The sequence below is a fragment of the Mesorhizobium sp. M0491 genome, assembly GCF_040321265.1.
Taxonomy (GTDB): Bacteria; Pseudomonadota; Alphaproteobacteria; order Rhizobiales; family Rhizobiaceae; genus Mesorhizobium.
The window spans coordinates 224977-250929 of record NZ_JAMYRE010000001.1 but is presented as its reverse complement, the minus strand read 5'-3'; the positions used below and the strand labels follow the sequence as shown (position 1 = coordinate 250929).

The window sequence follows — 25953 nt, the reverse complement described above, 5'->3', positions numbered from 1 at the left end:
GCTGCACTCCACGGCCGAAGTCGCGGCATGGATCCCAGGGTCTCCGCGACGGGAGCTGCGCTCCTGCTTCGCCCAGGGATGACGACGTTGGGGAGGCTTCGGCTAATTCCGAATATCCGCGATGATCCACCGCAACTGATCACCACTACTATGCGCGAAGCCCCGCCTTCCGCAAAATCGGCAGCACGTGATCGCAGAAATAGGGCAACTCCCTGGTGTAATTGACGAAGGACAGCGCGATGCCCTGGTAGCCATGCCCGGCAATGGCGACCATGTCGGCGGCGATCGTTTCCGGCGTTCCGATCAGCGGGTAGGTGCCGGCGCCGCCGGCGAAACGCTGCCGGTAGCGGTCATAGGCGTGCGGGTCGTGCGACTGCGAGAATTCCTTCTTGCCGGCCATGTGGGCATCGACGGCGTCGTGGTCGGCCATATGGACCGCATAGCGCGTGTAATATGCCCGCGCCTCTTCCATCGTCGGGCGGCAGACGACATGCGCCACGGTGTAGACGCCGACATCACGGCCCACCTTGTCTGCCCGCTCGCTGATGTCGGCGACATGTTTGCCGGCATCGCCCATTTCGGAAAAGGTCGTGAACAGATAGTCGCATCTCGCGGCGGCGAAATCGCGGCCGGGCCCGCCGAAAGCGGCGTTCATGGTCACCGGGCGCGGCACCTGCAGACTGGCCGGACGGCTGACGGCTTCCTTGAGGCGGTAGTAGGTGCCCTCATAGTCGAGCGGGTCGGGCGAGGCATAAAGCTTTTCGAGGATTTCGATCCATTCCGCTGCCTGGTCGTAGCCCTTCTCGACCAGAGGCGTGCCGAACATGCCGAATTCCTTCGGATTCCAGCCGCAGACGATATTCAGGCCGGCGCGACCCTGGCTGATGTGGTCGACCGTCGCTAGCGCCTTGGCGGCATAGAGCGGATGCACCAGCGGCACATGCACGGTCATGAACAGGCCGATCTGCTCGGTGGCCATGGCAAGGGCCGCCGCCCAGGTGAAGGTCTCGAACGACCATTCCCGCACCTTGTTGCGGCCGCCAAAACCGCGCCAGCGGGCGATCGGCAGCATGAACTCCAGCCCGGCACGGTCGGCGATCTGGGCTGCGGTCAGATTGTCCTGCCAGCTTGCCGTCCAGCGTTCAGGCACATCGGTTATGGCCAGCCCGCCATCGGCATTGGTCGAAAAGACCCCCAGCTTCAATCTGTTCGGGCCGTGCAAGGGGTGTGGTTTGTTCATGTCGCGACCTCCCGGCGAGAGAGCACACGCTAGGCCCGCGCGGAGATATTTCAAGCCTGAAATAGCTTCGCGTCGCCATCGCTCGCGGGTATCGGTTCCAGCGGGCCGCACCGTGTCGGCCACGCAACGGACACCGCAGCTTTTTAAGCTTAAAACTTTCGCCTTGAAAAGCGCCGCACTTTGGATAAGCATTCCAGAGTCGATGGCGATTGCCGTGCCGGACGGGCTTGCCGGCCAGTCCATCGTGCAGACCAGTTCATCGTGCCGGCCAGTCCATCGTGGGTGCTCCGGGTGGGAGTCTCAGTTCTTGTCGTTCATACTGCCCCAGTCATCATCCAATGCGCGCCATGCCTTCGATGAAGTGCGCGCGCAGATCCGCGATCTGCAACACAAAACGTCGCCAACCATGACCGCATGGTCGCTGCCATGAATTGACGTCCTGCGTGAAGCGGGGCGGCAAAAAACCGTGCGGGAGCAACCCGCCCGATCAACAACAGAGGGAACACAAATGAGCTTCACGCGCCGCAAATTGCTTCTTCTTGCCGCCGCCGTCGGCATCGCCGCCGGCCCCGCCACCGCCTATGCCGCCGATGTGCTCAATGTCGGCGCCTATCCGACCAACCCGCCCTTCGAATTCAAGAACGAGAGCGGCACCTTCGAAGGCTTTGAAGTCGACATCGTCAACGAAGCCGCCAAGCGCATCGGCATGACCACCGACATCGCCGATCTCGGCTTCCAGGCGCTGTTTGCCGCCACCACGTCGAAGCGCATCGACGTCGCCATCTCGTCGATCACCATCACGGCCGAGCGGCTGAAGTCGCAGTCGTTCACGCAGCCCTATTATGATTCCGACATGGGCATTGCCACCAAGGCCGACAGCCCGATCAAGGCCGAGGCCGACCTCAAGGGCAAGATCGTCGGCGTGCTGTCCGGCTCGACCGGTGAAACCTGGGTCAAGGCACATCAGGAAGCCGGCGGCTTCAGCGACGTGAAGGGTTACGACACGCAGCAGAATTTGCTGCTCGACCTCAGCGCCGGCCGCGTCGATGCCGCCGTCAGCGACATTCCAGGCATGGAGTATTCCTTCACCAAGATGAAGGACCTGGTCGTCAAGGAGCGCATCAAGACCGGCGAACAATACGGCCTGATGATGAGCAAGGACCACCCGCTGCTCGGCAAGCTGAACGACGCGCTGAGCGCTATGAAGAAGGACGGCACGCTGGCCGCCATCCACAAGAAGTGGTTCGGCAGCGACGCGCCCGCCGACTCTTCGACCATGAAGGAAATGCCGCTGCCGAAGGCCTGAGCTGAAAGCTGCGCTGACATCGTGCCGGCTTTCCAGGCCGGCACGATTCATTTCATGCGCCAGCGCCGGCTTCCGCGCAGACCGTCTCGCCATTGGCGAGGTCGATTGGTTTTAACCTGAGCATCCTTGCTCTCGGGTTCGGGAACGCTCCCATGTCGCTGCTGGATACCTTCTTCAATCCCGATGTCATCATGTCCAGCCTGCCGGCGCTGCTGCGCGGCTTCCTGAACACGCTGCTGCTCGGCATTTTGAGCATCGGCATCGGCATCCCCATCGGCCTGGGGATCAGCCTGGTGCGGCTCTATGCGCCGAAGCCGCTGCGGTGGCTGGCGGTCGGCTACACCGACATCTTCCGCGCCCTGCCGGTGCTGGTCGTGCTGATCCTGATCTACTATGCACTGCCGTTCCTCGGCATACGCCTGTCGTCCTGGGCCTCCGCCGTGACTGCTTTCGCCTTCATCATGTCGGCCTACTCGGCGGAGGTGTTCCGCTCCGGCATCGAGAGCATCCCGCGCGGCCAGTTCGAGGCGTCGCAGGCGCTTGGCCTGCCGTTCCTGCTGACCTTGCGCAAGGTGGTGCTGCCGCAAGCGATCCGCGTCGTCATCCCGCCGATGACCAGCAACTGCGTCTCGATGTTCAAGGACACTTCGCTCGCCTCCACCGTGGCGCTGCCGGAACTCTTGAAGGAAGCGACCAACGCGCAGTCGCTCTACGCCAACCCCTCGCCGCTGATCGGCGCAGCGCTTGTCTACCTCATCTTCCTCTGGCCGATGGTCCGCCTCGTCAGCCTGCTTGAAGAGCGCTTCAAGACCGAAAAGAAGCGCTGACCTCCACTACCCCGCTCAAGTCCTTTGCAGGAGCCTACCCGTGAACAAGCATCAAACCGACAATGCAAACGCCACCGCGTTCCCCGTCGACGCCATCCGCGCCATGTTTCCAGCCTTGCAGCGGGCTGGCGACTTCATCTTTTTGGACAACGCCGCCGGCGCGCAGATCCCGCAAAGCGTGCTCGACGCGGTGACCAACCATCTGGTTTCGCACAATGTGCAGCGCGGCGGCCGCTATGGCCGCAGCGTCACCGTCGACCAGTCGGTCGCCGATGCTCGGACAAGCGTAGCGCTGCTCATCAACGCCTATAGCCCGGCGGAAATCTGCTTCGGCATGAACGCCACCTCGTTCATCCGCCTGGTCAGCCTCGGTATCGGTCAGATGCTTCAGGAGCGTGACGAGATCGTCATCACCGACATGGACCACGACGCCAACATCGCGACCTGGCTGGCGCTGGAATCCGCCGGTGCGAAATTCAAATGGTGGCGGATGCGCGAGGACGGTAATCTGCATGTCGACGATCTGCGCCCGCTGGTTTCCGACCGCACCCGTCTCGTCGCCTGCACGGTCACCGCGCACTCGATCGGCTCGATCGTCGATGTCGCCGCGGTGGCCAAGATCGCGCACGCGGCCGGCGCCGAAGTGTTCCTCGACTGCGTGCATTACGGACCGCACGGGCTGATCGACGTGCAGGCCTGGGACTGCGACTATCTCGTCTGCTCCGGCTACAAGAATTTCTCGCCGCATATGGGCTTCCTCTGGGGTCGTTTCGAAACGCTGAAACGGCTGCCGACCTTCCGCGAGGATTTCATCCCCAACGAGCCGCCCTACAAGGTCGAGGCAGGCACGTTCATCTACGAGAACGTCTCCGGCATGGATGCCGCCGTGCAGTACCTGGAACTGATCGGCCGCAATCTCGCACCCTCCAACAACCGCTCGCGGCGCGACAACATCGTTGCCGGCATGGGCGCCATCCGCGACTACGAATTGGTGCTGGCGCGCGAGATGCTTGCGGTGCTGAAAGGTTGCGGCGCGACCATCTATGGCGTCGCAGACGAGGCCCGCATCACCGAACGCGTGCCGACGTTCTGCTTCAACATCGGCACACTGTCGCCGCAGCGGATCGTCGAAGAGATGGCCGAGATGCAGATCGGCATCCGCGACGGCCACATGTATGCGCCGCGGCTGATGAAGCGCCTCAACCTATCGATGGACAGCGGCGCCATCCGCGCCTCACTGGTCCACTACAACACAGTCGAGGAAGTCCGGCGCTTCGGCGAAGCGTTGCGCGCCATCATCGCGAAGTTGTCCTGAGCGGCGGCCTCTCCAGCGTCGTCATCCACGGGCGGAACAAGGAGCGTAGCGACGCAGTGCAGACCCGAGGATCCATGCCGTGACGTTCGAGTGTTGCCACGGTGCAGAATTCTGCTCCGCTGCACCTTTCGGCTGAGGTAAACGGCATGGATCCTAGGGTCTGCGCGACGCTTCGCGCCGCTCCGCCCTAGGATGACGAAGAGACGTTAAGCCGCTTTCTTCTTCGCTAGCCTCGCCTTGATCGAGGCGACGTCGGCGCGCGGGGTCGCCGCGAACAGCGTCCTGGTGTAGCTGTGCTTGGGGTCGGCGAAGACCTCGTCGCGCGAGCCGTATTCGACCGCTTCGCCGAAATACATCACCATCACATCGTCGGCGATGTAGCGCACCACGGACAGATCGTGGCTGATGAAGACATAGGTCAGCTGGAACTCGTCCTGCAGGTCGGCGAGCAGGTTGAGCACCTGTGCCTGCACGGAAAGATCGAGCGCCGAGACCGGCTCGTCCAGCACCAGCAGGCTTGGGTTGAGCATCAGCGCACGGGCAATGGCAATGCGCTGGCGCTGGCCGCCCGAGAACATGTGCGGGTAGCGGTTGTAGTGCTCGTGACCGAGGCCGACCTTCTTCAGCATCTTCATCGCCAGGTCGCGCCGCTCGGCCGCCGGCTTGTCGGTGTTGATCAGCAGGGGCTCGCCCAGCACGTCGCCGATCTTCTGGCGCGGATTGAGCGATCCATAGGGGTTCTGGAAGACGATCTGCACCTTGCGGCGCATCTCTTTGGTCAATCCGCCCTTGGCGATGTCGACCTTGTTGCCGTCGATGAACAGGTCGCCTGACGTCGCCGGATCGATCAGCGTGATGATGCGGGCGAGCGTGGACTTGCCGCAGCCGCTTTCGCCGACGATGGCCAGCGTCTTGCCCTTGTCGACCTTGAACGAGACGCCCTTGACCGCGTGCACTGTGCGCGGCCCGGTGAACAGGCCACCACCGACATGGTAGTCGCGGACGATGTTCTTGCCTTCGAGGACCGTGGTGCTCATCAGGCGGCTCCAACTGCCGAAGGCGCCGGCTCGAACATCATGTCGGAAACGGTAGGCAGCCGGTCGCCGACGGCGTTCTCCGGCAGCGCCGACAAAAGCGCCCGCGTGTAATTGCTCTTCGGCGATTCAAACAGCGACAGCACGTCGGCCTCTTCCATCTTGCGGCCCTTGTACTGGACGATGACACGGTCGGCGGTCTCGGCCACCACGCCCATATTGTGGGTGATCATGATCAGGCCCATACCGTATTTGGCCTGCAGCGAAACCAGCAGATCGAGGATCTGCTTCTGGATGGTGACGTCGAGCGCCGTCGTCGGCTCGTCGGCGATCAGCAGCTTCGGATTGCAGGCGATGGCGATGGCGATCATGACGCGCTGGCATTGGCCGCCCGACATCTGGTGCGGAAACGAGCTAAGCCGTTCTTCCGGATCGGCGATGCCGACCAGCTTCATCAACTCGATGGCCCGCGCGCGCCGCTGAGCGCGATCCATACCCATATGGAAGCGCAGCACCTCCTCGATCTGGAAGCCGACGGTGAAGCACGGATTGAGGCTGGCGATCGGCTCCTGGAAGATCATCGAGATGTCCTTGCCGACGATCTTGCGGCGTTCGGACGGGCTGAGCTTCAGGAGATCGACGCCGTCGAAGGCCATGCGGTCTGCCTTGACGGTTGCGGTGTTGGGCAACAGGCCCATTACCGCGAGCATCGCCACAGACTTGCCGGAACCGGACTCGCCGACGATCGCCAGCACTTCGCGCGGCTCGATCGAGAGGTCGATGCCTTGCACGGCCATGAACGGTCCGGCCGCGGTGTCGAAGGAAACGGTGAGGTTCTTGATCTCGAGCAGAGGCATGCTCACGACCTCTTCAGCTTGGGGTCGAGCGCGTCGCGCAGGCCGTCGCCGATCAGGTTGATGGCGAAGACGGTGATCAGGATGGCGAGACCCGGGAAAGTAACCACCCACCAGGCACGCAGGATGAACTCGCGCGCCTCGGCCAGCATGGTGCCCCACTCCGGCGTCGGCGGCTGCGCGCCCATGCCGAGGAAGCCAAGGGCCGCCGCCTCGAGGATGGCGTTGGAGAAGGACAGCGTCGCCTGCACGATCAACGGCGCGATGCAGTTGGGCAGGATGGTGACCAGCATCAGCCTGAGATGACTGGCGCCGGCGACCTTGGCGGAGACGACATATTCGCGGGTCTTCTCGGCCATCACGGCGGCGCGGGTGAGCCGGGCGAAATGCGGCTGCAGCACGAAGGCGATGGCGATCATGGCGTTGACGAGGCCGGGGCCAAGCACCGCGACCAGCACCAGGGCCAATAGCAGCGACGGGAAGGCCAGGATGATGTCCATGATGCGCATGATCAGCGTGTCGACCCAGCCGCGGCAGTAGCCGGCGAGTAGGCCGAGAATGACGCCTGAAATCAGCGCTGACGTGACGACGACGAAGCCGATGGCGAGCGAGAACCGCGAGCCGTAGATCAGGCGCGACAGCATATCGCGGCCGACAGCGTCGGTGCCGAGCAGGAACTGCGCGTTGCCGCCCTCCTGCCAGGCCGGCGGCGTCAGGAAGAAGTCGCGGAACTGATCGTCCGGCGAATGCGGCGCCAGCAGCGGCGCGAAGATGGCGATCAGGATCAGCAGCGCAAAGACGAAGAGCCCGATCACCGCGCCCTTGTTGACGGAGAAGTAGTGCCAGAACTCGCCGAACATCTGCAGCCTGGCATCCTGCGGCTTGACGACGGTCGCGGCTTCGATGGTGGCTGGGCCTTCATTGCTCATGTCAGTTGGCCCGGATGCGTGGGTTGATGACGGCGTAGAGCACGTCGACGATGAGGTTGACCGACATGACGATCAGCGCGATCAAAAGCAACCCGCCCTGCACGGTGAAATAGTCGCGCTTGGAAATGGCGTCGATCATCCATTTGCCGATGCCGGGCCAGGAGAAGATGCTCTCGGTCAGGATGGCGCCGGTCAAAAGCGTGCCGACCTGCAGACCGATGGTGGTGACGACCGGGATCAGCGCGTTGCGGAAGGCATGCAGGCCGATGACGCGGCGCGGCGCCAGGCCCTTGGCGCGCGCGGTGCGGACATAGTCCTCACCCAGCACTTCGAGCATCGCCGAGCGCGTCTGCCTGGCGATGACTGCGAGCGGGATAGTGCCGAGCACGATGGTCGGCAAGATCAGGTGCGACAGCGCCGAGCGGAATGCGCCCTTCTGCCCCGAGATCAGCGAATCGATGGTCATGAAGCCGGTCACCGGCTTGAAGAAATAGAGAAGGTCGATGCGGCCGGAAACCGGCGTCCAGTGCAGCGTGCCGGAGAAGACGATGATCAGCAGCAGGCCCCACCAGAAGATCGGCATGGAATAGCCCGCCAGCGCCGTGCCCATCGTCAGCTGATCGAACCAGGAGCCGCGGCGGATGGCGGCGAAGATGCCGGCGGCGACACCCAGGACAACGGCAAAGATCATGGCGAAGATGGCGAGTTCGACCGTTGCCGGGAAGCGCACCAGGAAATCCTTGAGCACCGGCGTCTTGGTTGAAAACGAGGTGCCGAAATCGCCGCTCAGGACATTCGTCAGATAGGTCAGGTATTGTTGCCAAATCGGCAGATCGAAACCGAACTGGTGCATCAGCGCCGTGTGGCGTTCGGGCGACAGGCCGCGTTCGCCCGCAAGCACCAGCACCGGATCACCGGGCAGGATGCGCACGAAGCCAAAGGCGAGGATGGTTATCCCGATGAAGGTCGGGATGATGAGGGCGAGCTTGCCGAGGATATAACGCAGCATGGCGGGCGAGTGGGGGCGTCACCACATGGTGGCGCCCCCGTTTCGCAACCTTATTCGGCGATATCGACGCCGTCGAAGCGGTGGATACCGAGCGGATCCATCGCAAAGCCGGTGACGGTCTTCTGCATCGGCATGAACACCTTGGAGTGAGCGAGCGTCGCCCAGGGTGCCTGTTCCTTGAAGATGACCTGTGCCTGTTCATAGAGCTTGGTGCGCTCGGCCTGGTCCGAAACGGTCTTAGCCTTGTTGATGAGCGCATCGAAGTCCTTGTTGCACCATTCCGCGCGGTTGTTCGAACCGACGGAAGCGCAGCTCAGGAGCACGCCGAGGAAGTTGTCCGGATCGCCATTGTCGCCGGTCCAGCCGACGATGACGGCGCCGTCGTGATCGACCGCGGAAGCGCGCTTAAGGTATTCACCCCAATCGTAGCTGACGATCTCGACGGTGACGCCGACCTTGGCGAAGTCCGCCTGGATCAGCTCGGCGGTGCGACGCGCATTCGGCATGTAGGGGCGCGACACCGGCATGGCCCAGACGTTCATCTTGAGGTCCTTGACGCCGGCTTCTTCAAGCAGCTTCTTGGCTGCATCCGGATCGTAAGGATCGTCCTTCACTTCCTTGTTGTAGGACCACATGGTCGGCGGGATCGGATTGATCGCCACCTGGCCGGCGCCCTGGAAGACGGCATCGATGATGGCCTTCTTGTTGATGGCCATGTTGAGCGCCTTGCGAACGCGCACGTCGTCGAACGGCTTCTGCTGGGTGTTGTACATCAGCGCGCCGACATTGAGGCCTTCCTGCTCCTCGACCTTCAGGTTCGCATCGGCCTGCAGGCCGGCGATGTCGGCCGGTGCCGGGTACGACATGATGTTGCATTCGCCGGCCTTGAGCTTCTGCGCGCGCACCGCCGGATCGGTGGTGATGGCGAAGACCAGATCGTCGATCTTCTGCTTGCCGCCCCAATAGTCCGGGTTGGCCTTGTAGCGGATGGCGGCGTCGGTCTGGTAGTCGACGAAGATGAACGGGCCGGTGCCGATCGGCTTCTGGTTGAACAGCTCAGGCGTCTTGTCGGCCTGCAGCTTGTCGGCATATTCCTTGGAGACGACCGAGGCGAAATCCATGCCCAGCGTCGGAATGAAGGTGATCGCCGGCTCCTTGAGGGTGAACTTCACCGTCAGGTCATCGACCTTCTCGACCTTGGTAATGTTGTCGCCGAACTGGTCATTGTAATACTGGTAGGCAATGCCCGGAATGTACTGGAACCAGGGGCCGTTCTTGTCGACCTGGCGTTCGAACGAGAACACCACGTCGTCGGCGTTGAAGTCGCGCGTCGGGGTGAAATAGTCGGTTGCGGCGAACTTGACGCCCTTGCGCAGCTTGAAGACATATTCCTTGCCATCGTCGGAGATCGTCCAGCTCTCGGCCAGGCCCGGCGAGGTCGTCGTCTTGCCGTGATCGAATTCGACAAGGCGGTTGAAGACGGTGCGCGATGACGCGTCGAACGTCTGGCCTGCGGTATACGGCGCCGGATCGAAACCTTCCGGCGAAGCTTCCGCGCAGTAGACCAGAGTTTTCGCATTGGCCATGCCGCTCAGGACGCTTGCAGCCAGCAACGCGGCTGCAAAAGTCAGCTTCTTATTCATTGAGCACTCCCTGATGTTCTTCCAAGCCCCTCTATCAGGCTCGCGAAGCGCGCATATAAGCACCGTTTTTCCGGCTTTGGAACACCCCGTTTGCTTACCCCGCGGGAAGCAGGAAAAAAATCCGCTATTTTGCCAAATTGCAGAAAAATTAACAGTTTTTTCCATTCACGAGATTATTAACAACCGAATTTTTTTATTGATCGCCAAGCTGACGATATAAATGTTCCCGGCGCTTCCGAGCGGCCGAGGGATGCGCCAGGACACCGCCTGGGAGCGCTGGCGGCGGCAAAGACTTTCGACGGCAAATCTTTCGCCATGTTGCCGCAAGGGCAAGACTTGCACGGTCACCAACGGAGGCAATACATAGGGTGTAGCGGCCGCAGCGGAGGGCGTCCTTGTCAATTCAGGGGCGAGCGCGGCGCGGATGAACAAGACTTGTCCAGGGAGGAACGGTTGGCAAAAGCATCAAGGACGACGGCGCCGGTGAAACCGGGAGCCAAGGCGCCGTCGAAAGCAGCCGGTACTGCCAAGCCGAAAGCACCCGTTTCCAAAGCCGCCACGCCGAAGGCGGCCGCGGCGCCCGTAAGGGCAAGCACAAGGCCAGTGGTGAAAGCCCCGGCCAAGGCTGCGGCCGGAAAGACGGCGTCGGGAAATAAAGCGGGGGCGGCAAAGCCCGCTGCCAGGCCGGCATCGAAAGCCGCCGCGGCGATGAAGACCCCACCGGCGGCAAGGCCGGCCGACGCCACCGCCAACCGATTGCCGAAAACGCTGACGGCGCTGGCCGCCGGCTTGCCGGAAAAGCCGTGGCTCAAGAGCTATCCGAAAAACGTGCAGGCCGAGATCGGCGCCCTGCCCTACAGCTCGATCGGCGATTTCCTCGTCGCCGCCTGCAAGCAGTTTTCCGCGCAGCCGGCCTTCACCTGCATGGACAAGTCCATCAGCTACACCGATGTCGAGCGGCTGTCGGCGGCCTTCGGCGCCTACCTGCAATCGAAAGGCCTGCGGAAAGGCGCGCGCGTCGCGCTGATGATGCCGAACGTGCTGCAATATCCGGTGGCGATGATGGCGATCTTGCGAGCGGGTTATGTGGTGGTGAACATCAATCCGCTCTACACGCCGCGCGAGCTCGAACACCAGTTGAAGGATTCCGGTGCGCAAGCCATCGTCATCCTGGAGAACTTCGCCAACACCTTGCAGGCGGTGATCGCCAGGACCACGGTCAAGCATGTGGTGGTCGCCGCGATGGGCGACATGCTTGGCGGCCTGAAGGGCACGATCGTCAATTTCGTCGTGCGCCGCGTGAAGAAGATGGTGCCGGCATGGTCCTTGCCCGGCCATGTCAAGTTCAATGCCGCCATGAAGGCCGGCGCCGGCATGGGCTTCAAGCCGGCCAAGGTGGAAGCCGACGATGTCGCCTTCCTGCAATATACGGGCGGCACCACGGGCGTGTCGAAGGGCGCCACACTGCTGCACAGAAACGTGCTCGCCAACGTTGCGCAGAACGCGCAGTGGATGGAGGATGCCTACACGATCAAGCCGAAACCGGCGCACCCCAACTTCATCTGCGCGCTGCCGCTCTATCATATTTTCGCGCTGACCGTGAACGCGCTGATGGGCATGCAGCAAGGCGCCCGCAATGTGCTCATTCCCAACCCGCGCGACATTCCCGGCTTCGTCAAGGAATTGCAGAAATATCCGGTGCACATCTTTCCCGGCCTCAACACGCTTTTCAACGCGCTGCTCAACAATGAGGATTTCCGCAAGCTCGACTTCAAGCCGCTGGTGCTGACGCTGGGCGGCGGCATGGCGGTGCAGAAGGGCGTCGCCGAACGCTGGAAGACGCTGACCGGTTGTTCGGTCACCGAAGGCTACGGCCTCTCGGAAACCTCGCCGGTGGCCACCGCCAACAAGTTCACCGCCGGCGACTTCACCGGCACCATCGGCTTGCCGCTGCCCTCGACCGAGATCGCCATCCGCGACGACGACGGCAACAATTTGCCGCTCGGCGAGGTCGGCGAGGTCTGCATCCGAGGACCGCAAGTGATGGCGGGCTACTGGAACCGGCCCGATGAGACCGCCAAGGTGATGACCAAGGATGGCTACTTCAAATCCGGCGACATGGGCTTCATGGACGAACGCGGCTACACCAAGATCGTCGACCGCAAGAAGGACATGATCCTGGTCTCGGGCTTCAATGTCTATCCGAATGAGCTCGAGGAAGTCGTGGCGATGCATCCGGGCGTGCTCGAAGTGGCGGCGGTCGGCGTGCCGGACGAGCATTCGGGCGAGGTGCCGAAACTGTTCGTGGTCAAGAAGGATCCGGCGCTGACCGCGGAGACGCTCACCGCCTTCTGCCGCGAGAACCTGACCGGCTACAAGCGGCCCAAATACATCGAGTTCCGCACCGAGTTGCCGAAGACACCGGTCGGCAAGATCCTGCGTCGAGCGCTGCGCGAATGATCGCAGCCGGCGGCGCGGAGGCGGTGGATGCACCTTGCCGTCCTGACCCGGCAGAATTCATCAGGGCGAACATGCGCCTCGCCCCGGTGCCGTCGGTGCCTGAGATCCAGCTTTATACACCGCATCCGGCCAGTGGCCTGAGACGGCTCATAGATCCGCACCAAAGCGCTGGCGACGATGACGACACGATCGAGGCGGACAACGATGGACCCGAGCCGCAGCCGCCTTACTGGGCTTATGTGTGGGCCGGCGGCGCGGTGATTGCGCGCCACATACTGGATCATCCGCAAACGGTAGCCGGCCGCCGCGTGCTCGACCTCGGCGCCGGTTCGGGTCTTGTCGGCATTGCCGCCGCCAAGGCTGGGGCACGCGAAGTCATCGCCGCAGAGATCGACCGCAACGGCGTTGCCGCGCTCGCTCTAAACGCGGCGGCCAACGGTGTCGCCATCACCGTGATCGGAGACGACATCACCAGGGGTCCGCCGCCGGCCCTCGACCTCGTGCTTGCAGGCGATGTCTTCTACAGCCAAGGCGTCGCCGACCGCGTCATGCCTTTTTTCGAACGCTGCCTGAATGCCGGCATCGAGGTCCTGGTCGGCGATCCTAGCCGCGCCTATCTGCCACGATCACGGCTGCGCCTGCTCGCCGAACATAAGGTGCCGGATTTCGGCCAGGCGAAAGACAGCGCGCTGCAGCCAAGCGGCGTCTTTCGCTTCGAAGGCTGACGAGGCGGCCGCGTCTACCGACGGGATCAGATCGTCTCCTTGACCCGCGCCGAGAGAAAATCCGGCAGATCGGCAACGGAATCCAGGATGGCGTCGGCAATGCCGGCCAGCGATTCGCGGGTTCCGGTGCCGGAGAGCACGCCGACCGCCAGCCCGCAGCCGCCGGCACGCGCCATTTCGAGGTCGTGGCGGTTGTCGCCGACCATGGCGATTTCCGCCGGCCTGAGGCCGGTGAGATCGCTGAAGGCCAGGATCGTGTCGGGCGCCGGCTTCGGATTGGCCACCGCGTCGTAGCCATAGGCCGCGTCGAACAATTGGGCGACGCCGAGCGTGACAAGCGTCTTTTCCGCGCCGCTGGTCGAATCGTTGGTGGCGACGCCAAGCCGGTAGGACTTCCTGTGCAGTGCCGTCAGCGTGTCGACGATGCCCGGCAGCGCCACGGCCATCGCCGAGCCTTGCACCGAGGTGATCTCGTTGAAGCGGGCGACCGCCAGCATCTGGTCCTCGTTGGAGAGGCGCGGAAACCACAATTCGACGACGTCGAGATTGGTGCCGGAGGCAAATATCGAGTCAGGCTTAAAGCGCTTGTTGGCGAAATCGAAGCCGGCGGCGGCCAGCAGCCTGTCGGCTTTCCAGCGATCGCCTTCGGACGCATCCATGGCCATGAAGTCGGCAACGCCGAGCCAGGTGGCGTTGAAGTCGACAAGCGTGCCGTCCTTGTCGAACAATATTCCCTTGATGTCTGCCAAGCTTTTCACTCCGAGCCACGCAAATGGTGGATGAATCCCACAAGGCCTGCGGTCGATGCGTCCCGCTTGGCGGCACTTTCCTTGCCCTCCACGACAGGCAGAAGGCCGGTGGCCAGTTCCTTGCCGAGTTCGACGCCCCACTGGTCGAACGAGTTGATGTTGAACAGCGTGCCCTCGACGAAGACGCGGTGCTCGTAGAGCGCGATCAGCCGGCCGAAGGTGCGCGGGTCGAGTTTGCGGTAAAGGATGGTCACCGAGGGGCGATTGCCGGAGAACACGCGGTGCGGGGCTATCTTGTCGACCTCGGCCGGCTTCATGCCCTTGGCCAGCATCTGGGCGCGGGCTTCGTCCAGCGTGCGGCCCTTCATCAGCGCTTCCGACTGCGCCAGGCAGTTGGCGAGCAGCAGATCGTGCTGATGCTTGAGATCGGGCTCGTGGCCGACGGCCGCGGCGAGGAACTCGACCGGGATGAAATCGGTGCCCTGGTGCAGCAGCTGGAAAAAGGCATGCTGGCCGTTGGTGCCGGGCTCACCCCAGACCAGCGGTCCGGTCGGCGTCGTCACCTCTGTGCCTTCGAGGGTGACGCTCTTGCCGTTCGATTCCATGTCGAGCTGCTGCAGATAGGCCGGCAGCCTGGACAGGCGCTGGTCGTAAGGGATGACGGCGCGCGCCGGGTAGCCGCAGATGACGCGATGCCACCAGCCGACCAGCCCCAGCAGCGCCGGCAGGTTCTCCTGCACCGGTGCGGTACGGAAATGCTCGTCCATCTCATGCGCGCCATCGAGGAAGGCGCGAAAATTCCGCGGGCCGACAGCGATCATCACCGGCAGGCCGATGGCGCCCCAGAGCGAATAGCGGCCACCGACCCAATCCCAGAAGCCGAAGACGCGATCGGGCGCGATGCCGAACTTGGCGACCAGATCGAGCGCGGTCGACACGGCGGCGAAGTGCTTGCCGACCGCTTCCTTGCCGAGCGCCTTCTGCACCCAGTCGCGCGCCGTCTGCGCATTGGTCATCGTCTCGACGGTGGTGAAGGTCTTGGAAGCGATGATGAAAAGCGTGGTCTCGGCGGACAGCCCCTTCAGCGTGTCGTGGATATGGGCGCCGTCGATGTTGGAAACGTAATGCGCGCGCGGCCCGTCATGATAGGGCGCCAGCGCCAGCGTCGCCATGGCCGGGCCGAGATCGGAACCGCCGATGCCTATGTTGACGATGTCGGTGATCTTCTTGCCGGTGGCGCCGGCCGCCTTGCCGGAGCGCACGGCATCGGCAAAGGCGCCCATGGCGTCGAGCACGGCGATGACGTCAGCCTTGACATCCTGGCCATCGACGGTGACGCCCTTGCCGGTCAGGTTGCGCAGCGCCGTGTGCAGCACGGCACGGTCCTCGGTGACGTTGATCTTCTTGCCGGCGAACATAGCGGCGCGACGACCTTCGAGATCGGCGGCCAGGGCGAGCTTTTCCAGCAGTTCCATGGCGGTCGCATCGACCGCGCATTTCGACCAGTCGAGCAGCAGATCGCCATCGGTGGCGGAGAATTCCACGAACCGCTTGGGATCGGCGGCGAAGGCCTGGCGCATGCTGGCGGGCGCTGCAGCGCGGTGATCGCGCAAGGCGGCGAGCTGTTTTTGAAAGGACGATTGATCCACTGCCAAACTCCGAGACCTCGAGCCATCATTACGGACCGGATGTTTCCGGCGCGTGTCGTCGCGACAATCTATCGGGCCGAACTCCACCCGTTTCAATGCGCAGCGATGACGCACAGAGTCACGCAGCTCTGCCGCGGCGCAGCATCAAAATGGCGTGAAGGATCACTGGCATAAATCCCAACGATCAGAAAAATTGATTGGCGCAACCCCTTGTGCCACGGTTACGTTCGGCTGGTCCAGCCAAACGAAAAAGGCTGGCCATCAAGGAAATCTCCCATGCCACAGCGAAACGATACGGCGATATGGTCCGGCCTGTTCCGGATTTCGGCTGAATCCGGCCAAACCCTGCAGGCGCAGATCCGCCAAGCCATCGTGGCCGCCATTCTCGACCGCCAGATCGCCGCTTCGATGCCGCTTCCTTCCTGCCGGATCCTGGCCGAAAAACTTGGCGTGGCGCGCGGAACCGTGGTGCTGGCGTTCCAGCAGCTCGTCGACCAGGGTTTCCTGGTGGCGCGCGAGCGGCGTGGACATTTCGTCAATCCCGATGTGCTGGCGACACCGGCCAAGCCGCACCAGAAGGCGCCCGACCAGGCCAACGAGATCGACTGGAAGGCACGCCGCAAGATCTTCGCCAGCGACATGCCGCCGCCGGCCAAGCACGAGAACTGGATCAAGTCGTCCTACCCCTTCGTCTACGGCCAGTTCGATCCGGCGCTGTTCCCTACCGCCGAATGGCGCGAGTGCAACCGCATGGCGCTGGCGGTGTTGGAAATCCGCAACTGGGCGTCCGACATGGTCGACCGTGACGATCCGCTGCTGATCGAGCAGATCCAGGCGCGGCTCCTGCCCCGGCGCGGCATCTTCGCCAATCCCGACGAGATCATCGTCACGTTGGGCGCCCAGAACGCGCTCTACATGCTGGCGACGCTGCTGATGTCCAAAGGCTCCAAGGTGGCGATGGAGGACCCCGGCTACCCCGACGCCCGCTCGATCTTCCGCCTTGCGGGCGCGGAGATACAGCCGGTGCCGGTCGACCAGTCCGGCATCGTAACCGCTTCTATTCCCAATGATTCCGGCTTCGTCTTCGTCACGCCCAGCCATCATTGCCCGACCATGGTGCCGTTGTCGGCTGAGCGGCGGCAGGATCTTCTGGCGCGAGCCAACCGCTACAACCAGATCATCATCGAGGATGGCTATGACAGCCAGCTTCTCGACGAGGCACCGCAGCAAGCGCTGAAGAGCCTCGATCGCTCCGGCCGCGTGGTCTATGTCGGCTCGATGTCCAAGACGCTGGCTCCCGGCCTGCGGCTCGGCTACATCGTGGCGTCCGCGGGACTGATCGCGGAACTCAGGGCGCTGCGCCGCTTCATGCTGCGTCATCCGCCGGCGAACAACCAGCGCGCCGTCGCGCTGTTCCTGTCGCTCGGCCACCACGAGGCGCTGGTGCGGCGGCTGTCGTCGGCCTTCGACGAACGGCGCAAGCGGCTGGTCCATGCGATTTCCGCCTTCCTGCCGGAATGGCGCTCGACCGATTCGGCCGGCGGCACGTCGCTGTGGCTCGAAGGGCCGCGCGGCACCGATTCGCGCGGGCTGGCCGAGGCAGCGGCCTCGCGCAGCGTCATCATCGAGCCAGGCGACCGTTTCTTCGATCGCACTGAAAAGCCTTCGCGTTTCATGCGGCTGGGCATCTCGTCGATCGCACTGCAGCACATCGAGCCAGGCATTCGCGAACTGGCCACGGCCGCCGGACGCAGACCCGCAGCCGCCTGATCCATCGTTGATCTCTCGTGACCGGAGCCGCTCGCAGCGGCTCCGGTATTTTAGTTCTGGCACATGGAACTGGGCCAGCTGGCCCATAGGATGGGCCAGTGCCGGCGGCATAGTCGGCGTCAGGGGAAGAAGCAGGCCGATGGTGGACCAACCGCCACGAGTTCCTGCCGACGAAGGTGGAGTGCTTCCATGCCAGTGGCTGTCGAACAGCAGGACACGCCGGCGAACCGTCGTCCACAACGCTCCGGTCTTCGCGAAACAGGACATGCCATGCGATCATCTCCCCTAGTGGAGGATACCAGACCACAGCACAAGGCCATCGAGGGCGGCGGCTACGGGCCGCTGCGCGGGGATGACCGCGAGCGTATCCACGAAGGCGTGCTGACGCTTCTGGAGACAGTGGGTTTCGCCAACGCCATTCCTTCCTGCATAAAGGTACTGACCAAGGTGGGGGCGGTCCATGGCGACGATGGCCGGGTCCGCTTTCCGCGCGCGCTCGTGCTCGACACCATCAAGCGGGCGGCACGACATTTCACACTTCATGGCCAGGCCCCCAGGCACGACATGGTGGTCCAGGGCAAGCGCGTGCACTACGGCACGGCAGGCATCGCCGTGCACCTGGTGGATATCGAAAAGCGCGAGTACCGCGAGTCCAAGCTGCAGGATATTTATGATGCCGCCCGCATCGTCGATGGGCTGGACAACATCCATTTCTTCCAGCGGCCGATGGTGGCGCGCGACATCGCCGATCCGCTCGAGATGGATTTCAACACGCTTTATGCCTGTGTGATGGGAACATCGAAGCACGTCGGAACATCCTTCACCGTGCGTGAGAACGTGAAGCCTGCGCTTGAAATGCTGTACGCCATCGCCGGCGGCGAGGAGAATTTCCGCGCCCGGCCATTCGTTTCCAACTCCAACTCATTCGTCGTGCCGCCGATGAAATTCGCCGAGGATGCCTGCGGCGTGCTTGAGGCCTGCGTTGAAGGCGGCATCCCGATCCTGCTGCTGTCGACCGGCCAGTCCGGCACCACGGCACCCGCGGCGATGGCCGGCGCCGTCATGCAGGCGGTGGCCGAAGTGCTGGCCGGCCTGGTCTATGTCAACGCGCTCAAGCCCGGCCATCCGGCGATCTTCGGCGCCTGGCCGTTCATGTCGGACCTGCGCACCGGCGCCATGGCGGGCGGGTCGGCCGAGCAGTCGGTGGCAACGGCGGCCTGTGCCCAGATGGCGCAATTCTACGACCTGCCCGGCGGCTCCGCCGCCGGCATGACTGATTCGAAATTGCCCGATATTCAGTCCGGCTACGAAAAAGGCATCACCAATGTGATGGCCGGCCTCTCCGGCCTTAACCTCGTCTACGAGGCGGCCGGCATGCATGCCTCGCTGCTCGGCTTCTGCCTGGAGAGCCTGGTCATCGACAACGACATGCTCGGTCATTGCCTGGGCTGCGCGCGTGGCATCGACGTGACCGACGAGGCCCTGTCGATCGACAGCATCGCCGAGGTCTGCCTCAAGGGTCCGGGCCACTATCTCGACAACGAACAAACGCTCAAGCTGATGCAGACCGAGCACTTCTATCCCGCCCTCGGCGATCGTTCCTCGCCGAAGGAATGGAACGAAAAGGGCCGGCCTGATATATTGCTGCGTGCGATCACCGAGAAGAAACGCATTCTTGCCGAACGATTTCCGCGCCATGTGCCAAAACAGGTCGACGACAGATTGCGTGCCCGTTTCGGCAACCTGATCCACCTGCCGCGCACGCAAATGGGCGGCTGACCGGAGACGAGTTCGTGCAGCCATGCAGCCACCACCCAGGATCAACCATCGGGCAGAACGACAAATGAGTGTGCATCCTATCCAGCAAGCCCACACAGACGGCGACGCGATCGATCGGCTGGTGGCATCTCATCGGCCAGGTCACGGCCTGGTGCGTGCCTTCTATCATGACCAGGCAATCTTCGAGCGCGACATGGAACGTGTCTTTCGCCGCCACTGGCACTGCCTGGCCCATGCCAGCGTCATCGCGAACCCGGGCGATTTCGAGCTGTTCAAACTGGGCGACGAGGCGGTCATCCTGACACGCGGCATGGATGGCACCGTGCATGCCATGCTCAATGTCTGCCGCCACCGCGGCGCCGAGGTCTGCACCAAGGAAAAGGGCAACGCGAAGATGTTCGTGTGCCCCTACCACGCCTGGAGCTATTCCAATGACGGCTCATTGCGCGCTGCCCGCCTGATGTCGAAGGATTTCGACCGCTCGGCGCACGGGCTGAAGAAGCTTCATGTCCGCGTCGCCTCCGGGCTGGTCTTCATTTCCTTCGCCGAGACGCCGCTCGATTTCGATCCGATCGAACAGTCGCTGCGCACGAGTTGCGGCCAATATGGCTGGGGCGACGCCAAGGTGGCGTATCGTCAGTCCTATCCGCTCGACGCCAACTGGAAGCTCGCCGTCGAGAACTATGTCGAATGCTACCATTGCGGACCGGCGCATCCGGAATATTCGCAGACGCATGCGCTGGAAAAACCGGCCGAGATGATCGAGCAGCTCAATGCGGCGATGGAGCAGCGCACCTGCGCGCTCGGCATCGAGATCGGCAGCGCCAACCGCTGGCAGAACTCGGCGGCCGGTCAGGAAGCAATCGACACCTTCCGCTACGCGCTCTATGACGGCGTTTCGAGCGGCAGCCAGGACGGCTCTCCGGTGGCCCCGCTGATGGGCCGCTTCACCGACTATGACGGTGGCGTCACTTCCATCCATCTCGGCGGCACGACCTTTCTCGTCTGCTATCCCGATCACGGCATGATCTACCGATTCATCCCGAAAACGGCTGGTACATGCGAGATGGAACTGATCTGGCTGGTGCGCGGCGACGCGGTCGAGGGACAGGACTACGATCTGGAGAAGCTGACCTGGCTGTGGAAGATCACCACAGAAGAGGACAAGAAGATCATCGAGCACACCGCGCGCGGCGTGCGCTCGCACTATTTCGTGCCCGGACCTATCGCGCCCATGGAACACAACGAACTGCGCTACATCGGCTGGTATCTCGAGGAGATCAGCCGGGCCTGAACGGTTCGGCTGCCTTAGGAGGATCAGGCAGATCCTGCCTTTCGCGTCATTCCGCGCTGAGCCCGTATCGGTCGACGACTTCGGGGTTGATGAGCTTGGCATGCAGTGTCATCAGCACGATCTGCGCGTCGAGGCTGTCGCCGGTTTCAAGCGCCGCCTCGATGCGGCGCTCGGCTTCCAGCGTCCGCTCATGGCCATTGGCTTGCTCGAAGGTTTCGGGACCCGCGATGCAATAGCTGCATAATTGTGCCACCGACGCATAGGTACCCCGTGGCGGCTCGTCGGGCCAGCGATCCTTCATGAGATTGACCAGGGTAAGCTTCACGCCCTCCGGCACAAGGGCTGGATGCAGATCCGCGCCGCGCAATGCATCGTCGAGCTGCCTCAAGTCGCCCGAGCGGCCGAACATTCCGAGGAAGCCGAGGGAAGAGCGCCGTCCGGCCATGATGTTTCCTTCCGTTCCAGCCCACTTAGGTGGTGGGCATACAAAGGCGGTGCTATCTAACCAGCCGCCGCCAGCAAGACCCCTGCAAGGGCGGATAGCGCGAGTGTCGGCAGCATGCCGATCTTCAGCTTCAGGATGGCGATCATGGCGGCACCCGAAAGCAAGGCCGCGCGCCAGTCGATCGACGAAAGCACCGGCACATTCATGCCAAGACCCGTCGCATGCACCTCACGGAAGATGACGTGCAAGCCAAACCATAGGGCCAGATTCATAATCACCCCGACAATTGCGGCGGTGATCGCGCCCAGTGCGGCCGACAGTGCCTTGTTGCCGCGCAACGCCTCGATGTAGGGCGCCCCGAGGAATATCCAGAAAAAGCAGGGCGTGAACGTCACCCACAGGGTGAGCAACGCCCCCAGCGATCCGGCAAGCAACGGGTCGAGCGAGCCGGAATGGCGGAACGCGGCGATGAAGCCGACGAACTGCAACACCAGGATGAGCGGACCCGGCGTCGTTTCTGCAAGCCCAAGGCCATCAACCATTTCACCAGGGGCCAGCCAGCCGAAGGACTGGACGGCTGCCTGCGCGACATAGGCGAGGACCGCATAGGCGCCACCGAAGGTGACGACAGCCATCAGGCTGAAGAACCGGCCTATCTCGGTCCAGACGCTTGCGGAGCCGGTGAACCACCAGATCAAAAGTGCAGGCCCGAGCCAGATCGGCAGCCAGATGGCGACGGTGCGCGGCGCGTGCCATTTGGTCGGTTTGACATGGGCCAGTTCGCCACGCTCGAACATCAGGTCGACCGCTCCCTTGAAGTCGGCAACATCGTCCTTGCCATGGGCCGAGCCGGAAAACAGGCCGGGAGCAATGCGATCCCCCAGCCATCCCGTCAGGCCGGCGAACAAGACGATGAGCGGAAACGGCACATTCAACGCATAGATGGCGATGAACGCCGCGACCGCGATCGACACCATGACCGGGTTTTTCAGGGCGCGCCGTCCGATCCGGATCACCGCCTCGATGACGATGGCAAGCACCGCCGCCTTAACCCCGAAAAACAGCGCCGCGACGAGTGGCATGTCGCCGTAGAGCATGTAAAGGCTGCTCAAGACGAGCATGACCAGCGCGCCCGGCACGACGAACAGGATGCCGGCGACAAGGCCGCCGATCGTCCTGTGCAGCAGCCAGCCGACATAGATGGCGAGTTGCTGGGCTTCCGGGCCAGGCAGCAACATGCAGTAGTTCAACGCATGCAGGAAGCGCTGTTCACCGATCCAGCGCCGGTCCTCGACCAGCTCCTTGTGCATCAGCGCGATCTGCCCGGCAGGTCCGCCGAAGCTGAGCAATCCGATCCTCGCCCAGACCTTCGTGGCTTCCGCGAAGGTCGGCGCAGCCGGCGGCTCGACGGCCACCGCCTTGTTGTCGGGGACAAGAATGGTCATGACGGCTTACCCGCAGCGGGCCAGTTGTGCGTTTCTTCGGTGGCGTCGCGACACCAGCGGAAGAACGCGTCGTAGAGCAGCATGCCTGCTTCCAGTTGTTCCAGATCGTCGCGGTACATACGCGACAGACCCAGCGAGGCAGCCAGAAAACCGGCCGCCTGGGGCACCAAGTCGAGGCTTGCGGTGTCGGCCGCGCGCACGATTACGGCGAGGCGATCGAGCGCCTCGGATTCCAACCCGAACTCCTCGATCATCGTGTCGAAGGTGCAGCGTTCGCCACGATGGCTCCAGAACACATTGTCGATGTCGAACGGCACGGCCTGAAAGCGGTCGGCAACAGCCAATACTTCAGCGGGCTCGACAAACAGGAACACCGCGTCGGGGTCGAGGAAACGCCGGATCAGCCATGGGCAAGCGATGCGGTCGACCTTCGGGCGCGATCGCGTCACCCAGACGGTGGCGCCCTTTTCATTGCGCCGCGGCATTTTGGCGGTGCGGACCAGAAGTCCCCCGGCATCGCGCCAGGCCTCAAACCCGCTTTCAAGGGATTCGGCTGATATCCCCTCATGGCGCAGCCATGCAACGACGCCTTGCGAGAGCTTTTGCCCCTTCTGGCATACGACGGCCACCGGCTTGCCGGCGAATGCGGCCGCCCAGGTCGAAACGGTTTTGAAATCGCGCCGGCACGAAGCCGGCAACAGGCGCGGGTCGGCGTCGAAATCGTCATCGATGCGAACATCGATAATGACAGGCGCGCCCGGCAGACCGATGAGCCGGGACAGTTGCGATACAGTGATAGCGGTTGTTGACGGCATGGCGTCCACCTCCTGGAAGAGAAGCTTGGACGCGAACGTTGGGCTGACGCCTCACGGGGTCGTCGCGATGCACCCCTTGTCATGATGGTGGATTTGTTGGGCGCGCTTGTCAAGGACGGTGACCGTTCTCGACCTACCCGGCAACACGCTGACCGGAAAACCGACGGCGGCTTGATTTGATCAAGCCGCCATCCGTCGATCCAGAATCAATGATTGTCCCCGGAGCAATCAGTGATTGTCCCCGGAGCAATCAGTGATTGTCTCTGGGAACGCCGCTGGTGTGCGCGACGTCCTGATACTTCACCGCCGGCTTCAGCACCATTCCCTCCGAGAACTGCGCGACCATGCCGCGCTGGATCTCCTGCCAGGGTGTCTGGTGCTTGGGATAGTGGAAGCCACCATTGTTCTGCAGTTCGGCGCGGCGCCGGGTGATCTCGTCGTCGGTAACGAGGATGTCGGCCGTGCCCTTGCGCAAGTCGATGCGGACCCTGTCGCCCGTCTTGAGCAGCGCCAGTCCGCCGCCGATCGCCGCTTCCGGCGAGGCGTTGAGGATCGATGGCGAACCCGACGTACCCGACTGGCGGCCGTCCCCGATGCAAGCGAGCGCGTGGATGCCCTTCTTGATGAGATAGGCCGGCGGCTGCATGTTGACGACTTCGGCACCGCCTGGATAGCCGACCGGGCCAGCGCCGCGCATGAACAGGATGGTGTGTTCGTCGATGCCTTGCGCCGGGTCGTCGATGCGGGCGTGGTAATCCTCCGGCCCATCGAAAACCATGGCGTTGCCTTCGAAAGCCTCGGGATCCTTGGGGTTGGAGAGATAGCGTTCGCGGAATTCCGGCGAGATGCCGCTGGTCTTCATGATCGCCGAATCGAACAGATTGCCCCGAAGATTGATGAAGCCGGCATTGGCCTTCAGCGGCTTGGCGACAGAGCGGATGACGTCGGGATTTTCGTTGGCGACGCCCTCGCTATTCTCACCGATCGACTTGCCGTTGACGGTGCGCGCGCCGGGATGCGGCAACAGCCCGCCCTTCATCAGTTCGGCGATGACCGCCGGCACGCCGCCGGCATGGTGGTAGTCCTCGCCAAGGTATTCGCCCGTCGGCTGCAAATTGACCAGTAGCGGCACATTGAGGCCGACCGTCTGCCAGTCGTCATTGTCGAGCTTGACTCCGAGGTGGCGCGCGATGGCGTTGAGATGGATCGGCGCGTTGGTCGAGCCGCCAATGGCCGAATTGACGACGATGGCATTCTCGAAAGCCTCTCTCGTCATGATGTCGGACGGCTTCAGATCCTCATGCACCATCTCGACGATGCGCTTTCCGGTCTCATAGGAAATCTGGCCGCGCTCGCGGTAGGGCGCGGGAATCGCGGCCGAGCCCGGCAACTGCATGCCAAGCGCTTCGGCCAGCGAGTTCATCGTGGTGGCGGTGCCCATGGTGTTGCAATAACCGGTGGACGGCGCCGACGAGGCGACGATGTCCATGAACTCGTCATAATCGATCTCGCCGGCCGACAGGCGCTGGCGCGATTCCCAGACGATGGTGCCGGAGCCGGTGCGCTTGCCCTTGTGCCAGCCATTGAGCATCGGCCCGACCGACAGCGCGATCGCCGGGATGTTGACGGTGGCCGCCGCCATCAGCAGCGCCGGCGTCGTCTTGTCGCAACCGATGGTGAGCACGACGCCATCGAGCGGATAGCCGTAGAGCACTTCGACAAGGCTGAGATAGGCAAGGTTGCGGTCAAGTGCCGCGGTCGGGCGCTTGCCGGTCTCCTGGATCGGATGGCAGGGGAATTCGAAAGGAATGCCGCCCATCGAGACGATGCCTTCGCGCACACGCTTAGCGAGTTCGATATGGTGACGGTTGCAAGGCGACAGATCCGAGCCGGTCTGTGCGATGCCGATCAGCGGCTTGCCGGACATCAGTTCGGCGCGCGTCAGGCCGTAATTGAGATAGCGCTCGAGATAGAGCGCCGTCATGCCCGGATTGTCGGGATTGTCGAACCACTCCTGCGAGCGAAATTTTTTCTTGTGGGTTGGGGCGCCTGCCATCATGGTCTCCGTATTTGTAAGACAAATCGATATGGCAACGCGCGGGAGCAGGCAAGAGGGCGTGCGGTCGCAACCGGACTTTGGTGCGATAGACACGCACCAAGCCGTGCGTTACGGGTTCCGACAGTCTTGTCCGGGAGGTTTTCATGGCTTTGGTGATCGAAGGCGAGGAGCGCATTGCCGCACCGCTGCAAAAAGTGTGGGAAGCGCTGAACGATCCCGAGGTCTTGAAGGCGACCATTCCCGGCTGCCAGAGCCTGGAGATGAAGTCGCCGACCGAGATGGCGGCAACCGTGGTGGTGAAGATCGGACCGATCAAGGCGACATTCAACGGCGAAGTGACGCTGAAGAACCTGAAGCCGCCGCACTCCTACACCATCCAGGGCGAAGGCAAGGGCGGCATTGCCGGCTTCGCCAAGGGTGGCGCCGACGTGACGCTGACGGCAGATGGACCTGACGCCACGGTATTGAACTACGCGGCCAAGGCCGATGTCGGCGGCAAGATCGCCCAGCTCGGCAGCCGCCTGATCGAATCGACCTCGAAGAAACTGGCCGGACAGTTTTTTTCGTCGTTCGGCGAAAAGGTCGGCGGCTGAGCCCTCAAGCGGG

The 25953-nt window shown here is 63.1% G+C and carries 22 protein-coding genes; 10 read left to right on the top strand and 12 right to left on the bottom strand.

Annotated features, from left to right (window positions below; all coding sequences use genetic code 11):
• Positions 1-148: 148 nt before the first annotated feature.
• Positions 149-1240: an LLM class flavin-dependent oxidoreductase gene (locus NKI69_RS01115; RefSeq protein WP_023811479.1), complete on the bottom strand. Its 1092-nt coding sequence runs from the start codon at positions 1238-1240 to the stop codon at positions 149-151.
• A 112-nt stretch (positions 1241-1352) separates the two neighbouring features.
• On the opposite strand from NKI69_RS01115, the gene NKI69_RS01110 reads away from it, so the two are divergent.
• The 4 genes from NKI69_RS01110 (at position 1353) to NKI69_RS01095 (ending at position 4688) form a co-directional block, all read left to right on the top strand.
• The gene (locus NKI69_RS01110; RefSeq protein WP_164893002.1) at positions 1353-1670 is read left to right on the top strand and encodes a hypothetical protein; all 318 of its coding nucleotides are present in this window, start codon (positions 1353-1355) and stop codon (positions 1668-1670) included.
• A gap of 78 nt (positions 1671-1748) precedes the next feature.
• Positions 1749-2546, top strand: a complete 798-nt coding sequence (locus NKI69_RS01105; RefSeq protein WP_023811480.1) for an ABC transporter substrate-binding protein — start codon at positions 1749-1751, stop codon at positions 2544-2546.
• Between the two features lie 152 nt (positions 2547-2698).
• Positions 2699-3373: an amino acid ABC transporter permease gene (locus tag NKI69_RS01100; protein WP_023811481.1), complete on the top strand. Its 675-nt coding sequence runs from the start codon at positions 2699-2701 to the stop codon at positions 3371-3373.
• Between the two features lie 40 nt (positions 3374-3413).
• Complete coding sequence (locus NKI69_RS01095) at positions 3414-4688, top strand: cysteine desulfurase-like protein (protein WP_352719627.1); 1275 nt, start codon at positions 3414-3416, stop codon at positions 4686-4688.
• A 206-nt stretch (positions 4689-4894) separates the two neighbouring features.
• On the opposite strand, the gene NKI69_RS01090 is transcribed toward NKI69_RS01095, so the two are convergent.
• The 5 genes from NKI69_RS01090 to NKI69_RS01070 all read right to left on the bottom strand — a co-directional run bounded on the left by NKI69_RS01090 (position 4895) and on the right by NKI69_RS01070 (position 10157).
• Positions 4895-5725 (bottom strand): dipeptide ABC transporter ATP-binding protein, encoded by an 831-nt coding sequence (locus tag NKI69_RS01090; RefSeq protein ID WP_352719625.1) that lies wholly within the window; start codon positions 5723-5725, stop codon positions 4895-4897.
• Entirely contained in the window at positions 5725-6579 is an 855-nt protein-coding gene (locus tag NKI69_RS01085) for an ABC transporter ATP-binding protein (RefSeq protein ID WP_023811484.1), read from the bottom strand. The genes NKI69_RS01090 and NKI69_RS01085 overlap by 1 nt, the downstream gene beginning before the upstream one ends.
• A 2-nt stretch (positions 6580-6581) precedes the next feature.
• A complete protein-coding gene (locus NKI69_RS01080; RefSeq protein ID WP_224618710.1) occupies positions 6582-7436 on the bottom strand; it encodes an ABC transporter permease subunit in 855 nt (284 codons plus the stop codon).
• A 70-nt stretch (positions 7437-7506) separates the two neighbouring features.
• On the bottom strand, positions 7507-8514 hold the full coding sequence (locus NKI69_RS01075) for an ABC transporter permease subunit (protein WP_023811485.1): 1008 nt from the start codon (positions 8512-8514) through the stop codon (positions 7507-7509).
• A 50-nt stretch (positions 8515-8564) separates the two neighbouring features.
• Positions 8565-10157: an ABC transporter substrate-binding protein gene (locus NKI69_RS01070; protein WP_023811486.1), complete on the bottom strand. Its 1593-nt coding sequence runs from the start codon at positions 10155-10157 to the stop codon at positions 8565-8567.
• 453 nt (positions 10158-10610) lie between these two features.
• Between NKI69_RS01070 and NKI69_RS01065 the strand changes: the two genes are divergently transcribed.
• Positions 10611-12617, top strand: coding sequence for a long-chain fatty acid--CoA ligase (locus tag NKI69_RS01065; protein ID WP_352719622.1), 2007 nt, complete (start codon positions 10611-10613; stop codon positions 12615-12617).
• Positions 12614-13342, top strand: a complete 729-nt coding sequence (locus tag NKI69_RS01060; RefSeq protein WP_352719620.1) for a class I SAM-dependent methyltransferase — start codon at positions 12614-12616, stop codon at positions 13340-13342. The genes NKI69_RS01065 and NKI69_RS01060 overlap by 4 nt, the downstream gene beginning before the upstream one ends.
• 26 nt (positions 13343-13368) lie before the next feature.
• Here the strand turns inward: NKI69_RS01060 and NKI69_RS01055 are convergent, their stop codons facing one another.
• Positions 13369-14091, bottom strand: a complete 723-nt coding sequence (locus tag NKI69_RS01055) for an HAD family hydrolase (RefSeq protein ID WP_128304850.1) — start codon at positions 14089-14091, stop codon at positions 13369-13371.
• A 5-nt stretch (positions 14092-14096) separates the two neighbouring features.
• Positions 14097-15746, bottom strand: a complete 1650-nt coding sequence (pgi, locus tag NKI69_RS01050; protein ID WP_502900142.1) for a glucose-6-phosphate isomerase — start codon at positions 15744-15746, stop codon at positions 14097-14099.
• Positions 15747-16016: 270 nt separating this feature from the next.
• Here pgi and pdxR point away from each other — a divergent pair, with 270 nt between their 5' ends.
• The 3 genes from pdxR (at position 16017) to NKI69_RS01035 (ending at position 20583) form a co-directional block, all read left to right on the top strand.
• Complete coding sequence (pdxR, locus tag NKI69_RS01045) at positions 16017-17510, top strand: MocR-like pyridoxine biosynthesis transcription factor PdxR (protein WP_023811490.1); 1494 nt, start codon at positions 16017-16019, stop codon at positions 17508-17510.
• 189 nt (positions 17511-17699) lie between these two features.
• A complete protein-coding gene (locus tag NKI69_RS01040; protein WP_352719616.1) occupies positions 17700-19289 on the top strand; it encodes a trimethylamine methyltransferase family protein in 1590 nt (529 codons plus the stop codon).
• A 64-nt stretch (positions 19290-19353) separates the two neighbouring features.
• Complete coding sequence (locus tag NKI69_RS01035; protein WP_352719614.1) at positions 19354-20583, top strand: aromatic ring-hydroxylating oxygenase subunit alpha; 1230 nt, start codon at positions 19354-19356, stop codon at positions 20581-20583.
• A 46-nt stretch (positions 20584-20629) separates the two neighbouring features.
• Here NKI69_RS01035 and NKI69_RS01030 read toward each other — a convergent pair whose 3' ends face one another.
• The 4 genes from NKI69_RS01030 to NKI69_RS01015 all read right to left on the bottom strand — a co-directional run bounded on the left by NKI69_RS01030 (position 20630) and on the right by NKI69_RS01015 (position 25344).
• On the bottom strand, positions 20630-21028 hold the full coding sequence (locus NKI69_RS01030; protein WP_128304847.1) for a hypothetical protein: 399 nt from the start codon (positions 21026-21028) through the stop codon (positions 20630-20632).
• Positions 21029-21084: 56 nt separating this feature from the next.
• Entirely contained in the window at positions 21085-22473 is a 1389-nt protein-coding gene (gene chrA, locus NKI69_RS01025) for a chromate efflux transporter (RefSeq protein ID WP_352719612.1), read from the bottom strand.
• Positions 22470-23288, bottom strand: a complete 819-nt coding sequence (locus tag NKI69_RS01020; protein WP_352719610.1) for a chromate resistance protein ChrB domain-containing protein — start codon at positions 23286-23288, stop codon at positions 22470-22472. The genes chrA and NKI69_RS01020 overlap by 4 nt, the downstream gene beginning before the upstream one ends.
• A gap of 250 nt (positions 23289-23538) precedes the next feature.
• Positions 23539-25344, bottom strand: coding sequence for an IlvD/Edd family dehydratase (locus NKI69_RS01015; RefSeq protein ID WP_023811496.1), 1806 nt, complete (start codon positions 25342-25344; stop codon positions 23539-23541).
• A gap of 146 nt (positions 25345-25490) precedes the next feature.
• Here NKI69_RS01015 and NKI69_RS01010 point away from each other — a divergent pair, with 146 nt between their 5' ends.
• Positions 25491-25940, top strand: a complete 450-nt coding sequence (locus NKI69_RS01010) for an SRPBCC family protein (RefSeq protein ID WP_023811497.1) — start codon at positions 25491-25493, stop codon at positions 25938-25940.
• The last annotated feature ends 13 nt before the right edge of the window (positions 25941-25953 follow it).

What these genes read in the sequence shown, in the direction of transcription:
- NKI69_RS01115 (WP_023811479.1), bottom strand. Translation starts at nt 1,240, where the DNA reads ATGAACAAACCACACCCCTTGCACGGCCCGAACAGATTGAAGCTGGGG.
- NKI69_RS01105 (WP_023811480.1), top strand. Translation starts at nt 1,749, where the DNA reads ATGAGCTTCACGCGCCGCAAATTGCTTCTTCTTGCCGCCGCCGTCGGC.
- NKI69_RS01100 (WP_023811481.1), top strand. Translation starts at nt 2,699, where the DNA reads ATGTCGCTGCTGGATACCTTCTTCAATCCCGATGTCATCATGTCCAGC.
- NKI69_RS01090 (WP_352719625.1), bottom strand. Translation starts at nt 5,725, where the DNA reads ATGAGCACCACGGTCCTCGAAGGCAAGAACATCGTCCGCGACTACCAT.
- NKI69_RS01085 (WP_023811484.1), bottom strand. Translation starts at nt 6,579, where the DNA reads ATGCCTCTGCTCGAGATCAAGAACCTCACCGTTTCCTTCGACACCGCG.
- NKI69_RS01080 (WP_224618710.1), bottom strand. Translation starts at nt 7,436, where the DNA reads ATGTTCGGCGAGTTCTGGCACTACTTCTCCGTCAACAAGGGCGCGGTG.
- NKI69_RS01075 (WP_023811485.1), bottom strand. Translation starts at nt 8,514, where the DNA reads ATGCTGCGTTATATCCTCGGCAAGCTCGCCCTCATCATCCCGACCTTC.
- NKI69_RS01070 (WP_023811486.1), bottom strand. Translation starts at nt 10,157, where the DNA reads ATGAATAAGAAGCTGACTTTTGCAGCCGCGTTGCTGGCTGCAAGCGTC.
- NKI69_RS01060 (WP_352719620.1), top strand. Translation starts at nt 12,614, where the DNA reads ATGATCGCAGCCGGCGGCGCGGAGGCGGTGGATGCACCTTGCCGTCCT.
- pdxR (WP_023811490.1), top strand. Translation starts at nt 16,017, where the DNA reads ATGCCACAGCGAAACGATACGGCGATATGGTCCGGCCTGTTCCGGATT.
- NKI69_RS01040 (WP_352719616.1), top strand. Translation starts at nt 17,700, where the DNA reads ATGCCAGTGGCTGTCGAACAGCAGGACACGCCGGCGAACCGTCGTCCA.
- NKI69_RS01035 (WP_352719614.1), top strand. Translation starts at nt 19,354, where the DNA reads ATGAGTGTGCATCCTATCCAGCAAGCCCACACAGACGGCGACGCGATC.
- NKI69_RS01030 (WP_128304847.1), bottom strand. Translation starts at nt 21,028, where the DNA reads ATGGCCGGACGGCGCTCTTCCCTCGGCTTCCTCGGAATGTTCGGCCGC.
- chrA (WP_352719612.1), bottom strand. Translation starts at nt 22,473, where the DNA reads ATGACCATTCTTGTCCCCGACAACAAGGCGGTGGCCGTCGAGCCGCCG.
- NKI69_RS01020 (WP_352719610.1), bottom strand. Translation starts at nt 23,288, where the DNA reads ATGCCGTCAACAACCGCTATCACTGTATCGCAACTGTCCCGGCTCATC.
- NKI69_RS01015 (WP_023811496.1), bottom strand. Translation starts at nt 25,344, where the DNA reads ATGGCAGGCGCCCCAACCCACAAGAAAAAATTTCGCTCGCAGGAGTGG.
- NKI69_RS01010 (WP_023811497.1), top strand. Translation starts at nt 25,491, where the DNA reads ATGGCTTTGGTGATCGAAGGCGAGGAGCGCATTGCCGCACCGCTGCAA.